This window comes from Mesorhizobium sp. M1428 (genome assembly GCF_040317515.1).
In the GTDB taxonomy this organism is placed as follows: domain Bacteria; phylum Pseudomonadota; class Alphaproteobacteria; order Rhizobiales; family Rhizobiaceae; genus Mesorhizobium.
This window is the reverse complement of sequence record NZ_JAMYKT010000004.1, coordinates 224,427-237,446: the sequence shown is the minus strand read 5'-3', so window position 1 is coordinate 237,446 and position 13,020 is coordinate 224,427. Positions and strand designations below refer to the sequence as shown.

General features: G+C 63.1%; 12 protein-coding genes. 8 read left to right on the top strand and 4 right to left on the bottom strand.

What is annotated here, in order from left to right:
• The first annotated feature begins 21 nt into the window (after window positions 1–21).
• From NKG60_RS08255 to phnN, 8 genes are all read left to right on the top strand, one after another.
• Entirely contained in the window at window positions 22–1,956 is a 1,935-nt protein-coding gene (locus NKG60_RS08255) for a bifunctional 5-dehydro-2-deoxygluconokinase/5-dehydro-2-deoxyphosphogluconate aldolase (protein WP_352862994.1), read from the top strand.
• A 34-nt stretch (window positions 1,957–1,990) separates the two neighbouring features.
• Complete coding sequence (gene iolD, locus NKG60_RS08250; RefSeq protein WP_352862993.1) at window positions 1,991–3,835, top strand: 3D-(3,5/4)-trihydroxycyclohexane-1,2-dione acylhydrolase (decyclizing); 1,845 nt, start codon at window positions 1,991–1,993, stop codon at window positions 3,833–3,835.
• Window positions 3,836–3,876: 41 nt separating this feature from the next.
• Complete coding sequence (gene iolE, locus NKG60_RS08245) at window positions 3,877–4,794, top strand: myo-inosose-2 dehydratase (protein ID WP_352974780.1); 918 nt, start codon at window positions 3,877–3,879, stop codon at window positions 4,792–4,794.
• 44 nt (window positions 4,795–4,838) lie between these two features.
• Window positions 4,839–5,057: a DUF3329 domain-containing protein gene (locus NKG60_RS08240; protein ID WP_352974778.1), complete on the top strand. Its 219-nt coding sequence runs from the start codon at window positions 4,839–4,841 to the stop codon at window positions 5,055–5,057.
• 2 nt (window positions 5,058–5,059) lie between these two features.
• A complete protein-coding gene (iolB, locus tag NKG60_RS08235) occupies window positions 5,060–5,872 on the top strand; it encodes a 5-deoxy-glucuronate isomerase (protein ID WP_352862991.1) in 813 nt (270 codons plus the stop codon).
• Between the two features lie 153 nt (window positions 5,873–6,025).
• Window positions 6,026–6,733: a DUF1045 domain-containing protein gene (locus NKG60_RS08230; protein ID WP_352862990.1), complete on the top strand. Its 708-nt coding sequence runs from the start codon at window positions 6,026–6,028 to the stop codon at window positions 6,731–6,733.
• Window positions 6,734–6,829: 96 nt separating this feature from the next.
• On the top strand, window positions 6,830–7,969 hold the full coding sequence (locus NKG60_RS08225) for an alpha-D-ribose 1-methylphosphonate 5-triphosphate diphosphatase (protein WP_352862989.1): 1,140 nt from the start codon (window positions 6,830–6,832) through the stop codon (window positions 7,967–7,969).
• Entirely contained in the window at window positions 7,966–8,595 is a 630-nt protein-coding gene (gene phnN, locus NKG60_RS08220; RefSeq protein ID WP_352862988.1) for a phosphonate metabolism protein/1,5-bisphosphokinase (PRPP-forming) PhnN, read from the top strand. Before NKG60_RS08225 ends, phnN begins: the two co-directional genes overlap by 4 nt.
• An 83-nt stretch (window positions 8,596–8,678) precedes the next feature.
• Here phnN and NKG60_RS08215 read toward each other — a convergent pair whose 3' ends face one another.
• From NKG60_RS08215 to NKG60_RS08200, 4 genes are all read right to left on the bottom strand, one after another.
• Window positions 8,679–9,209 carry a DUF2231 domain-containing protein gene (locus NKG60_RS08215; RefSeq protein WP_352862987.1) on the bottom strand — a complete coding sequence of 177 codons (531 nt, stop codon included), beginning with the start codon at window positions 9,207–9,209 and terminating at the stop codon, window positions 8,679–8,681.
• A gap of 151 nt (window positions 9,210–9,360) precedes the next feature.
• On the bottom strand, window positions 9,361–10,356 hold the full coding sequence (locus NKG60_RS08210) for an ABC transporter permease (protein WP_352663553.1): 996 nt from the start codon (window positions 10,354–10,356) through the stop codon (window positions 9,361–9,363).
• 23 nt (window positions 10,357–10,379) lie between these two features.
• The gene (locus NKG60_RS08205; RefSeq protein ID WP_352663555.1) at window positions 10,380–11,924 is read right to left on the bottom strand and encodes a sugar ABC transporter ATP-binding protein; all 1,545 of its coding nucleotides are present in this window, start codon (window positions 11,922–11,924) and stop codon (window positions 10,380–10,382) included.
• A gap of 112 nt (window positions 11,925–12,036) precedes the next feature.
• Window positions 12,037–12,999, bottom strand: a complete 963-nt coding sequence (locus tag NKG60_RS08200) for a sugar-binding protein (protein ID WP_352663557.1) — start codon at window positions 12,997–12,999, stop codon at window positions 12,037–12,039.
• Window positions 13,000–13,020 lie beyond the last annotated feature (21 nt).

The window sequence follows — 13,020 nt, the reverse complement described above, 5'->3', positions numbered from 1 at the left end:
CAAAGCCGATGGGAGGTTCGAATGGGCGAAGCCGTGGAAGCGAGACATGCGCCGCTCGACATCATCACGATCGGCCGCGCTTCCGTCGATCTCTATGGTCAGCAGATCGGTTCGCGCCTCGAGGACATTACTTCCTTTGCCAAGTCGGTCGGCGGCTGTCCGGCCAACATCGCGGTCGGTACTGCCAGACTAGGCCTGCGCTCGGCGCTGCTCACCCGCGTCGGCAATGAGCAGATGGGCCGCTTCATCCGCGAGCAGCTGACCCGCGAGGGCGTTTCGGTCCAAGGCCTCAAGACCGATCCGGAGCGGCTGACCGCCCTGGTGCTGCTGTCGGTCGAGGATGAAGGCGTCTCGCCGATGATCTTCTATCGTAGCGATTGCGCCGACATGGCGCTTTCGGAAGACAATATCGATGAGGCGTTTATCGCTTCGGCACGCGCGGTCGTCGTCACCGGCACGCATTTTTCACGGCCCAACAGCGACGCCGCCCAGCGCAAGGCGATCCGTGTCATGAAAGCCAAGGGCGGCAAGGTGGTGTTCGACATCGACTACCGCCCTAACCTGTGGGGCCTCGCCGGCCACGCCGAAGGCTTCGAGCGCTATGTGAAATCCGACCGCGTCTCGGCGCAGCTGAAGACGGTGCTGCCCGATTGCGATCTCATCGTCGGCACCGAACAGGAAATCATGATCGCCTCGGGCACAGACGATTGCCTGAGTGCGCTGAAAACCATCCGCTCGCTGTCGGCGGCAACCATCGTGCTGAAACGCGGTGCCATGGGCTGCATTGTCTATGACGGGCCGATCAGCGACGACCTCGAGGACGGTATCGTCGGCAAGGGGTTTCCAATCGAGGTCTACAACGTGCTCGGCGCCGGCGACGCCTTCATGTCGGGCTTCCTGCGCGGCTGGCTCGGCGAGGAAAGCCTGGCGACGGCGGCAACCTGGGCCAATGCCTGCGGCGCCTTTGCCGTGTCGCGGCTGCTCTGCGCACCGGAATACCCGACTTTCGAGGAATTGCAGTTCTTCCTGAAAAACGGCAGCAGGCATCTGGCGCTGCGCAAGGACGAGGCGATCAACCACATCCATTGGGCGACCACGCGCCGGCGCGACATCCCCTCGCTGATGGCGTTCGCCTGCGACCACCGCGTCCAGTTGGAGGATGCCGCGACAAAAGCCGGCGCCGATCCGTCGCGAATCCCAGCTTTCAAGGTGCTGACGGTCAAGGCCGCGGCCAAGGTCGCAGCTGGCCGCGCCGGCTACGGCATGCTGCTCGACGAAAAATACGGACGCGAGGCGATGTTCGAATTCGCCCACCATTCCTTCGCCTGGCTCGGCCGGCCGGTCGAGTTGCCGGGTTCGCGGCCGCTTCGCTTCGAGTTCTCGCAAGACATAGGTTCGCAACTGACCGAATGGCCGGTCGACCATTGCATCAAATGCCTGTGCTTCTATCATCCCGACGATCCGGCGGCGCTGAAGAGCGAACAGCAGGAGAAACTGCGCGCTTTGTTCGAGGCCGCGCGGAAAGTGGGCAGAGAACTTCTGGTCGAGATCATCGCCGGCAAGCACGGCAAGCTCGACGACATGACGATACCGCGCGCGCTCGAGGAACTCTACGCACTCGGCATCAAGCCCGATTGGTGGAAGCTCGAACCGCAGGCATCGGCCGGCGCATGGGCAAAGATCGAGGCGGTGATCCTGAAGCACGATCCTTGGTGCCGCGGGATTGTGCTGCTCGGTTTGGAAGCGCCGCAGGACGAACTGGAAGCGGCCTTCGCCGCGACCGCCAAGGCGCCCATCGTCAAGGGCTTTGCAGTCGGCCGCACTATCTTCATCAACGCGGCCGAACAATGGCTTGCCGGCAAGATGTCGGACGATGAAGCGGTTGCCGACATGGCAGCTCGCTTCGAGCGACTGACCGAGGCATGGCTTGCGGCGCGCGGCCGCAAAGCAGCATAAGAAGGCGCGGCATAAGGACTGCGGAGGAACCGACATGACCAAGACAATCCGCCTGACGATGGCGCAGGCGCTGACCCGCTTTCTTGCCAGGCAGATGACCGAGGTGGACGGGAAGAAAGTGCCGATCTTCGGCGGCGTCTGGGCGATCTTCGGCCACGGCAATGTTGCCGGCGTCGGCGAGGCGCTCTACCAGGTTCGCGACGAGCTGCCGACCTTCCGTGCCCATAACGAGCAGGCAATGGCACATGCGGCGATCGCCTACGCCAAGGCCAATTTCCGCCGCCGCTTCATGGCGGCGACAAGTTCGATCGGCCCCGGCGCGCTCAACATGGTGACCGCTGCCGCACTTGCGCATGTAAACAGGTTGCCTGTCCTGTTTCTCCCCGGCGACGTCTTCGCCAATCGCATTCCCGATCCCGTCCTGCAGCAGGCCGAGGATTTTTCCGACGGCACGGCGACCGTCAATGACTGCCTTCGGCCGGTGTCGCGCTATTTCGACCGTATCACCCGGCCGGAGCAGATCATGCCGGCGCTCAACCGCGCCATGCAGGTGCTGACCGACCCCGCCGAATGCGGCCCGGTGACGCTGGCGCTGTGCCAGGACGTGCAGGCCGAGGCTTATGACTACCCCGACAGTTTCTTTGCCGAGCGGCTCTGGACCCAGCGCCGGCTGCGGCCGGACCGCCAAGAGCTAGCAGCTGCAGTGGCGGCGCTGACGAGCGCGAAGAAGCCATTGGTGATTGCCGGCGGTGGCGTACTCTATTCGCAGGCGTCCGAGGAACTGGCAAAGCTGGTGCAAGGCGCCGGCATTCCGATTTGTGAGACGCAAGGCGGCAAATCCTCGCTTCCGGACGATCATCCCTTGAACATGGGCGCGGTCGGCGTCACCGGCACTTCGGCGGCCAACAGGCTGGCCGAAGAGGCCGACGTCGTGCTTGCCGTCGGCACCAGACTGCAGGATTTCACCACCGGCTCCTGGGCGCTGTTCAAGCATGCCGGCAGGACCATCATCGGGCTCAACGTGCAACCTTTTGACGCCGGAAAGCACCAGGCGCTGCCGCTGGTCGCCGATGCGGCGGAAGGGCTCGCCGAATTGGCTGCCGCGCTGAAAGGCTGGAAGGCCCCATCAGGCTGGACCGACAATGCGATCACGGGCAAGGAGGACTGGCAAGCGGATGCCGGCAAGGTGACGGCGTCGACCAATGCCGCCTATCCGTCCGACGCGCAGGTGATCGGCGCAGTACAGCGTGCCATGGGCACCGGCGTGGTACTGCTCCATGCCGCCGGCGGCTTGCCCGGCGAATTGCACAAGCTATGGCAGGCGGGTGCGCCCGGCTCCTATCACGCCGAATACGGCTTCTCGACCATGGGCTATGAAATCGCCGGCGGGCTTGGCGTCAAAATGGCCAAGCCGGACGAAGAGGTCGTGGTGATGATCGGCGACGGCTCCTACCTGATGCTCAATTCCGAGATCGCGACGTCGGTGATGCTCGGCCTCAAGCTGACCATCGTGCTGCTCGACAACCGCGGCTATGGCTGCATCAACCGGCTGCAGATGGCGACCGGCGGCGCCAACTTCAACAATCTGCTGAAGGACGCTCGTCACGAGACCTTGCCCGAGATCGACTTCGCCGCGCATGCTGCGAGCATGGGTGCGATTGCCGAAAAAGTGCAGTCGATCGCCGGGCTCGAAACGGCGCTGGCGCAAGCGAAGAAGAATACGCGAACGACCGTGCTGGTCATCGACACCGACCCGCTGGTTTCGACCGAGGCCGGTGGAAGCTGGTGGGATGTCGCAGTGCCGGAAGTCTCGGCACGGCCGCAAGTGAATGCGGCGCGCAAGAAATATGAGGAAGCGCTGAGCGGGCGGCGATTTTAGCGCCCGCCAACGCCTCGAATGTCAGAAATCGGAGTGACGACTTGAAAGCCAAACTGGGCATGTCCCCTATTGCATGGTGGAACGACGATCTTGCGGAACTCAGCGATGATGTGTCGCTGGAGGAGTGCTTGCGCCAATCGCGTTCGGCTGGTTTCACCGGCATGGAAATGGGCCGCCGCTTTCCCAACGATCCGAAAATCATGCTGCCGATCCTCAGGCAGGCCGACGTGACGCTTTGCGGTGGCTGGTTTTCGGGAACGCTGGTCGACGAAGACATGTCGAAAAACAAGGATCGTATCCAGCCGATGATCGATCTGTTCAAGGCGGTGAATGCGCCTTGCATCGTCTATGGTGAAGTCGGCCGCTCCATCCAGGGCGACCGCTCCAAACCACTCGCCACCAAGCCGAGGCTTTCGGACGATGAGATGAAAGCCTACGCGAAGCGGCTCACGCAGTTCGGCGAATGGTGTGCCGAGCAAGGCATGCCACTCTCCTATCACCATCATATGGCGGCGGTGGTCGAGACCGAGCCAGAGCTCGACGCCTTCATGCGCTATTCGGGAGAAGGCATTCCATTGCTGCTCGACGCGGGTCACCTGGCCTTTGCCGGCGGCGATGTGCTGCGCGCTATTGATAACCATCACCGGCGCATCAACCACGTGCATGTGAAAGACGTGCGCATGGAGGTGATCGATAAGCTGGATCGTAGCAGGCAATCCTTCCTCGATGCGGTGGCGCTTGGTGCCTTCACCGTGCCGGGAGATGGCTCGCTGGACTTTGGTGCCATCGTCCAGAGGCTCGCCGACCATGGCTATGAAGGCTGGTTCGTGGTCGAGGCCGAGCAGGATCCGAAGAAGAACCCGCCGCTCAAGATGGCGCAGGTCGGCTACAAGGAATTGATGCGGGTGATGACGGCAGCCGGCTACACGGTGGAGACACAAGGCTTTCCCAATGCTTGAGGGTCCGCGAGGAAAGGTGGTGATCCGATGCCGCGGGTGATCCGATGAAAGACTCCGAGCACCCGTTTTTCCGGCCGCTGTGGCGGCGCGTTGCCGTTGTCGCGGTCTGCCTGGTCTGGTCGGTGATCGAATTCGCTACCGGCACGCCGTTCTGGGGCGTGATCGCGCTCGGCTTCGCCGGCTATGCCGTCTGGCAATTCTTCTATCTCTACAAGCCGGCTGACGAGGACAGGCCATCGGCAGACGCCAAACCGAAGGAATGACCATGTCGAAGCTGCTGATCAAAGCCAATAAGGGCAACGGCCGCATCGCCCATGTGACGCCGCAAAACGCCGGCTGGAGCTATGTCGGCTTCGATCTGCATCGGCTGAGGCCCGGCGAGAGCGCTTCCGGGCAAACCGCGGATCGTGAGGTTTGCCTGGTGTTCGTCACCGGCAAGGGTAAGGCCAAGGCCGGCGGCAAAGAACTCGGCCTACTCGGCGAACGCATGTCGCCCTTCGAAGGCAAGCCGTGGTCGGTCTATGTGCCGCAGGGGTCGGAGTGGTCGGTGAGCGCCGATACCGATCTCGAACTTGCCGTCTGTTCGGCGCCAGGACTGGGCGGCGGTCTGCCGGTCCGTGTCATCGGGCCCGACGATCTCGGCCAGGAGGTTCGCGGCAAAGGCACCAACACGCGCTACGTCACCAACATCCTGCCGGAAGGCAAGCCGGCCGATTCCTTGCTGGTGGTCGAGGTCATCACACCCGGCGGCCACACATCGAGCTATCCGCCGCACAAGCACGACCAGGACAATCTGCCGGCTGAATCCTATCTCGAGGAGACCTATTACCACCGTCTCAACCCGTCACAGGGCTTTGCTTTCCAGCGCGTCTACACCGATGCCGACGAGAACGGTGCTCGTTCGCTCGACGAGGCGATGGCGATCGAGGACGGCGACGTCGTGCTGGTCCCCAGGGGTTATCACCCCTGCGCAGCCTGCCACGGCTATGATCTCTATTATCTCAACGTCATGGCCGGACCGAAGCGGACGTGGAAATTCCACAACGCGCCCGAGCACGAATGGCTGATGAAAGCCTGACAGGTTTTTCGCCTCACCTTCATCCGCTGGTCCAAGGCGAAAAAATCGTCGGCTAATGACCCGCCTGGACAACTTTGTTATCAGGAGCGATCACCAGCTTCGTCATTTCGTCATGCAAATCGCCTATGGCAGCGGGGCTGACGAGGACTTTCGATGCGCTACGCTATCTATTTCACCCCCCGACAGGACGAACCGCTGGCACGGATCGCCGCCAACTGGCTCGGCCGCGACCCATTCGGTGCCGCCACAAAGCCGGTCGAGGCTGCGGGCGAACTGTCGGCTGCAGAAGTTGCCTTCCATACCGCCTCGGCGCGCCGCTATGGCTTTCATGCGACGCTGAAGGCGCCCTTTCGACTGGCCCCCAACGAGACCGAAGCGTCGCTTCGCGCGACACTCGACGATTTTGCCGAGGCGACGCCGGTGGTGACCATCCCGCGCCTGATCGTCAGCCAGATCGACGGCTTCTTCGCGCTGGTGCCGGAAGCACCGCTGCCGGCGCTCAACCGCTTCGCCGATGATGTGGTGCGCGACTTCGACCGCTTTCGCGCGCCGTTGACGGAAGCCGAGATCGAACGGCGCAGCCCCGATTCGCTGAAGCCCGACGAGTTCCGCAATCTCTGCCAGTGGGGCTACCCCTATGTCTTCGAGACGTTTCGCTTCCATATGACGCTGTCCGGCCGGGTCTCGTCACAGGAAAGCCCTCGTCTTCGCCTAGCAATCGACAGCCTGTTTGCGGGCGTGCTGCAACGGCCGGTGCCGGTGGACGCGCTGACGCTGTTTGTGGAAACTGAACCGGGTGCGCCGTTCATGGTGCTGTCGCATCATGCGCTCGGGCGCCGCCCGGCCAGAAGAACTGCCTGACCAGAAGAACTGCCTAAATGACTATTTGCTTCAACCGCATTGTGCGACGCCGATTCATTTTCAGTTGGTTGCAAAATGCTCCGAGGACTGCCTGAAATGACCGCCGAGACCGTTCTTCACAATGCCCGCATCGTACTGGCCGACCAGATCATCGAAGGGTCGATCGTGCTGCGCGATGGCGTGATCGCCGACATCGCCCCCGGCGCTGGCCGCAGCGGCGAGGACATGGGCGGCGACTTCATCATCCCCGGCTTGGTCGAGCTCCACACCGACCATCTCGAAGGCCATTACGCGCCGCGTCCGAAAGTGCGCTGGAACCCGATCGCAGCTGTGCTCGCCCATGACGCGCAGGTGGCGACCGCCGGCATCACCACCGTGCTCGACGCCTTGCGTGTCGGCATGGACGAGGATGCCGACCTGACGGCCGCCGACATACGCAAGCTGGCCGACGCGATCGAAGACAGCGTGCAGCAGGACCGGCTCAGGGCCGACCATTTCCTCCATCTGCGCTGCGAGGTCTCGGCGCCGGACTGCCTCACGGCCTTCGCCAATTTCGACGGCGACGAGCGGGTCAGGCTGGCGTCGCTGATGGACCATGCGCCCGGACAGCGCCAGTTCGTCAATTTGGAAACCTACGCCTATTACTACCAGCGCAAGCTGAAGCTGACCGATCGCGATTTCCAGAAATTCTGCGAAAAGCGGATGGCGGAATCGGCGAGGAACTCAAGCCCGAACCGCAGCTTCATCGCCGCTGCCTGCCAGGAGCGCGGCATCGTGCTCGCCAGCCATGACGACGCAACCGTCGGCCATGTCGATGAAGCGATCGAGCAAGGTGTGCGCGTCGCCGAGTTCCCGACCACCGAGGAGGCGGCACGGGCTTCAAAGGAGGCAGGGCTCGGCGTATTGATGGGCGCGCCGAATGTCATGCGCGGCGCCTCGCATTCGGGCAATGTCTCGGCCCGCACGCTGGCCGGCAACGGCCTGCTCGACATCCTGTCGTCGGACTACATTCCGTTCAGCCTGGTCCAGTCGGCCTTCTTCCTCGGCGACGTGGTCGAGGGCATTTCCTTGCCTCAGGCGGTGGCGATGGTCTCGAAGAACCCGGCCGAGGCGGTCGGCCTCACCGATCGCGGCGTCATCGAGCCCGGCCGGCGCGCCGATCTGGTTCGCGTGCGCGTCGACGACCATGTTCCGGTTGTCCGCACGGTCTGGCGGCAGGGACGCCGGGTCGCGTGATGGTGTCGGCATCGGTCGAACGTGAATTGGCCGCCGCGGGATTTCCGATCCGCGACGGCGTCTTCGTCGCCGTCGTCGGGCCGAGCGGTGCCGGCAAGGACACGGTGATCGGCTATGCGCGCGCCGTGTTTGCCGACGAGAGCCGGCTGGAGTTCGTGCGCCGGGTGATCACCCGGCCGAGCGATGCGGCCACTGAGGATCACGATACGCTCGCCGACGCGGCCTTCGTCGAGGCCGAAGCGGATGGCGCCTTCGCGATTTCCTGGGAGGCGCATGGCCTGCGCTATGGTATCCCGGCCGAAGTCGACTGGTCGGTCGCCCACGGCCGTGTCGCGATTGCCAACGTCTCGCGCGCGATCATCCCGGCGCTGCGGGAGCGCTACGCCAATCTGGCTGTCGTCGAGATCACGGCTACACCGGAGATCCTGGCCGAGCGGCTGGCATTGCGCGGTCGCGAGTCGCGCGGCGAAGTGCTGGCACGGCTGGCGCGCAATGCCAATTTGGCGCTATCCGGACCGGGTGTCACCTCAATCGACAATAGCGGTCCTCGTGAAGCCGCCGGCGAGCGCTTCGGCGAGGTGCTGCGCAAGGCCATGGCCTTCTCCGATATGTCGGGCCTTATCTAAAGCGCGCCCACCCCGATGCAATCGGGATGGGCCTAACCGATATCTTTTTGGAAACCGGTTATCCACTTTTCGGGATTATGGCCTCATGCGGCGTGCCGGTCCCGACCAGCGTGATGAGTATCTGTGCCAGTGGTTGTCGAAGGCTTCGCGGGCGCATCCGCTGGTGTATCCAGAACTGCAACGTGATGGCGATACACCATTTCCCAGCCCTTCCAGCCGGTAAACAGCAGTATGCAGACCACTATGAACGACAACAGCACACCCCATGGGCGGACCGCGGCCTCGGCGCCTTGCGCATAGCGAAGATAGAAATTGATCAGTGCCACGACGACCGCGGTCAGATTGCCCAGCATGTGGTACCAGGCGTCCGACAAGGCGCGAATGCGCGGCTCGTTGAGGAAGTCGATAAAACCGGCTGTCGCGGCGAGAAGGGCCATTACGATGGCTGCCCCGATCAGCCACATCGATGCCCGTGCCCAGAAGGCATCGGCAGTTCCCCAGAAAACCAGGTCGGTGACAAAGGCGCCGACAAGAAACGCGACAGGAAAAGGTATCAGCATCGGGTGGAGGGGGTGAGTTCCTACCTTTGCGGTACTTACTGGATTCGTGGGCATGGGACGCCTCCGCGTAGCAAAGCTTAAATAAACGCTCAAATACGGGTTTCGTTCCAAATAGAGATTAACCTGAACTGCTGTCGCGAAGCTCAGGCTGACCTTTTCATGCCTGCCAATGGCAGTCGGCGTATTTCATCCAGCTATTTTTGCGTCATTCCGCGGCAGCACCCGCCACGCCCTTGCGGGTAGCTTCCAGCATCCGCCGCCGCGCCCTGAACACGCCCCATTGCTGGTCGACCAGCACGCCGATGAGGATCACCCCGCCCATGACGGCGAAGTTGAGCGAGGACGGGATGCCGAGCAGGTTGACGAGGTTCTGCAGCTCCTGCAGCAGCACCGTGCCGAGGAGGACGCCGATCAGCGAGCCTTCGCCGCCACGCAGCGAGAAGCCGCCGAGCACCGCTGCCGCGATGGCGTAGAGCTCGTAGAACTGGCCGTGGCTGGCCGGCGAGATCGAGCGTGTGTACATGGCGAAATAGATCGCCGACAGCGCCGTCAGCACGCCGCAGATGACATAGGCGGCCATGACGATGCGGCCGGTGCGGATGCCGGAATATTTCGCCGCTTCCTCGTTCTTGCCGATGGCGTAGAGATAGCGACCGAATACGGAGCGGTGCAGCACCACCCACATGACGATGGCAATGACGATCAGCGCGAAAAAGCTGTTCGGTACGCCCCACGACCGGCCGGCGGTCAGGAATTCCAGCTCCGGAAAGTTCTGGCCGAAGGCGAAACCGGCAGTGCCGTCGGCGGTGTAGAAGCGCGCCACGCCGCGATAGATCAGCAGGCCACATAGCGTGACGACGAAGGGCTGCAGTTTCAGCCGGGTGATCAACCAGCCATGCACCAGCCCAATGACGGCGCCAAGCGCGATGATCAGCACAAAGGCCAGTGGCCACTCCATCTCTCGCACGGCGATGAAATCGACGAACAGCGTCCCGAGCAGCGCAACCACCGAGCCGACCGACAATTCGATGCCGCCGGTGATGATGACGAAGGCTTGGCCGATCGACAGGATGCCGAACAGCCCGATCAGGTTCGAGGTGTTGGCGAGATTGATCGGCAGCAGGAAGCGCGGGTTGATGATCGCCACCACCGCGCCGACCACCAGGATCAGGATCAGCAGGCCGAGATCTTTCTTGCTCATCGTCTTCTCCCAATGCCTGCGAATTACTTCGGCTGCTTGCCGACCGCCAGCAACAGCACGTTTTCCTGGCTGAACCGGTCCTTGTCGAGAATGCCGGAGATCTGGCCCTCATGCATGACGGCGATGCGGTCGGAAACGCCGATCACCTCCTCCATGTCGCTGGAGATCATCAGCACGGCGACGCCGGCATCGGCCAGCGCCCGCATCAGCCCGTAGATTTCGGCCTTGGCGCCGATATCGATACCGCGCGTCGGTTCGTCGAGGATCATCACCTTCGGCTTCATCGCCAGCCATTTGGCCAGCACGACCTTTTGCTGGTTGCCGCCCGACAGCGTGCCGGTACGCGTCTGCACGGAGGGCGCCCTGATGCCGAGATCGGTCTTCTGCTTCTCGGCGGTGGCGGCCTCGGCACTGGCCGAGACCAGCGAGCGCCTCGAATGCGCCGGCAGATTGGGCAGCGAGATGTTCTGGGCGATCGACAGGTCGAGCAGGATGCCGGTCAGCTTGCGATCCTCGGGGACGAGGAAAATTCCGTTGGCCACTGCGTCGGCGGCCGAACCAAGAACCAGATCTCTTGCGTCAAGCTGGAACGAGCCGCCAAAGCTCCTGTCGATGCCGAACAGGACGCGCGCCAGCTCCGTCCGGCCGGAGCCGACGAGGCCGGCGAGGCCGAGGATCTCGCCATGCCTGACGTCGAGGTCGACCGGCCGGTCAGGATAGGCGGCGGTGCGAATGGCCTTTACCGACAGCGCGACAGAGCCCGGCGGGCGCGCCGATTCCGCGGCCTTCTCGCGCTCCTTCAGCATGCGGCCGATCATCAGCTTGACCATCTGGTCGTGATTGATGGCGCTCTTCGGCAAGGTTCCGGCGAGCATGCCGTCCCTGAGCACGACGACGCGGTCGGCGACGCGCTCGACCTCGTGAAGGCGGTGCGAGATGAAAATGACACTGATGCCGTCTGCCTTCAGCGCCTTGATGACACCAAGCAGCTTGTCGGTTTCGGCGATCGGAAGGCTCGAGGTCGGTTCGTCGAGGATAACCAGCCGTGCCTCGATCGACAGCGCCTTGGCGATCTCGACCATTTGCTGCTGCGCCAGCGACAGCGCCGACACCGGCGTATCGGCCGAGAAATTGGCGCCCACGCGTTTGAGCAGCGGCGCCGCCTGCGCTCGCAGCCTGGCGCGGTCGACCAGCTTGAGCGGCCCGGCGCGCAGCGGTTCGCGGCCGAAGAAGATGTTGGCGGCCACGTCGAGGTTTTCGAACAGGTTGAGTTCCTGGTGGACGAAAGCGATGCCCGAGCCGATGCTGGCCTCGACGGTCAGCCCGTCATGGGCGATGCCATCGACGGTGATGGTGCCGGTGTCCGGCCTGGTCACGCCCCCGAGGATCTTCATCAGCGTCGATTTACCGGCGCCGTTTTCGCCGACCAGGCCGATGACCTCGCCGGGCCTTACGTCGATCGAGAATCCGTCCAGCGCGACGACGCCGGGATAGGTCTTGCGCACACCGTCGAGGCTCAGGAACGGAGCGTCCGTAGATGCAACGATGGATGGGTCGGAATAATTCATCACGCCTGACAGCAGCCGGTGAGCCGTTTGGTCTCAGACTGACGGGCCTCGCGAAGCCCGTCAATAGAACGCCGGCTCAAGGCGAACCTTGAGCCGGCGTAACCTAATTCGCTCACTTTCCAGACATCGCCTTAAGGCTGGCGGCGTAGGCGTCGACATCGTCCTTGCCGATGATCTTGGTCGGGATGATGATCAGGCCATCGGCAGGAATGCCCGACTTGTCGCCCTCGAGATAGGCAGCCATCAGCTTCATGCCCTGATAGGCCCATTCGAAGGGTTGCTGCACGACGGTGGCGGCGACGGTGCCTTCCTTGACGCCGCCCAGCGTGATCGGATCGTCATCGAAACCGACGACGGTGATCTGGCCGAGCTTGCCGGCATCGCGCAGCGCTTCATAGATGCGCGGCGTGTTGTAGGAATAGAAGCCGACCATGCAGGTGACGTCGGGGCTGGCGACCAGCGCGTCCTCGACGTTCTTCTTGGCGCGAGCCTGATCGATGTCGTCGCCACGCACGTCGACCAATTCGATCTTGGTGCCCGCGAGGCCGTCCTTCATGCCCTGGATACGTTCCTTGGCATTGTCGGCACCGAGCAGGCCAACGAAGCCGAGGCACTTGCCACCGTCAGGCATTGCCTTCTTGGCGATCTCTGCCGCCTGCTTGCCGGCATCGACATTGGACGAGCCGATATAGGCGACACGCTTGGTCTGCGGTGCGTCGCTGTCGGTGGTGAACAACGCCGTTTGCGAGGCGATCTTGTTCAGTCCGTCGGTCGACGTCTTGGGATCGACGGCCGAGACCATGATCGCCTTCACGCCGGCCGTGACAAGATCGTCCATCAGGCGCTGCTGGATGGCGACCGAGGACTGCTCCGGATATTTGAGTTCCAGATTGTAATTGGGCAGTTCGGCTTGAGCCTTCTTGACGCCGGCTTCGGCCGCCTTCCAGAAATCGGAAGCGCCGTTGACGACGAAGGCCAGTGTCGGCTTGTCGTCGGCTCGCGCAATTGCGCTGGCGGACAAGCCGAGCAGCAGGGCCGCAGCGGCGACGGAAGCATTTCGTATTACAGATTTCATGTTCAACCTCCCATTTGACTC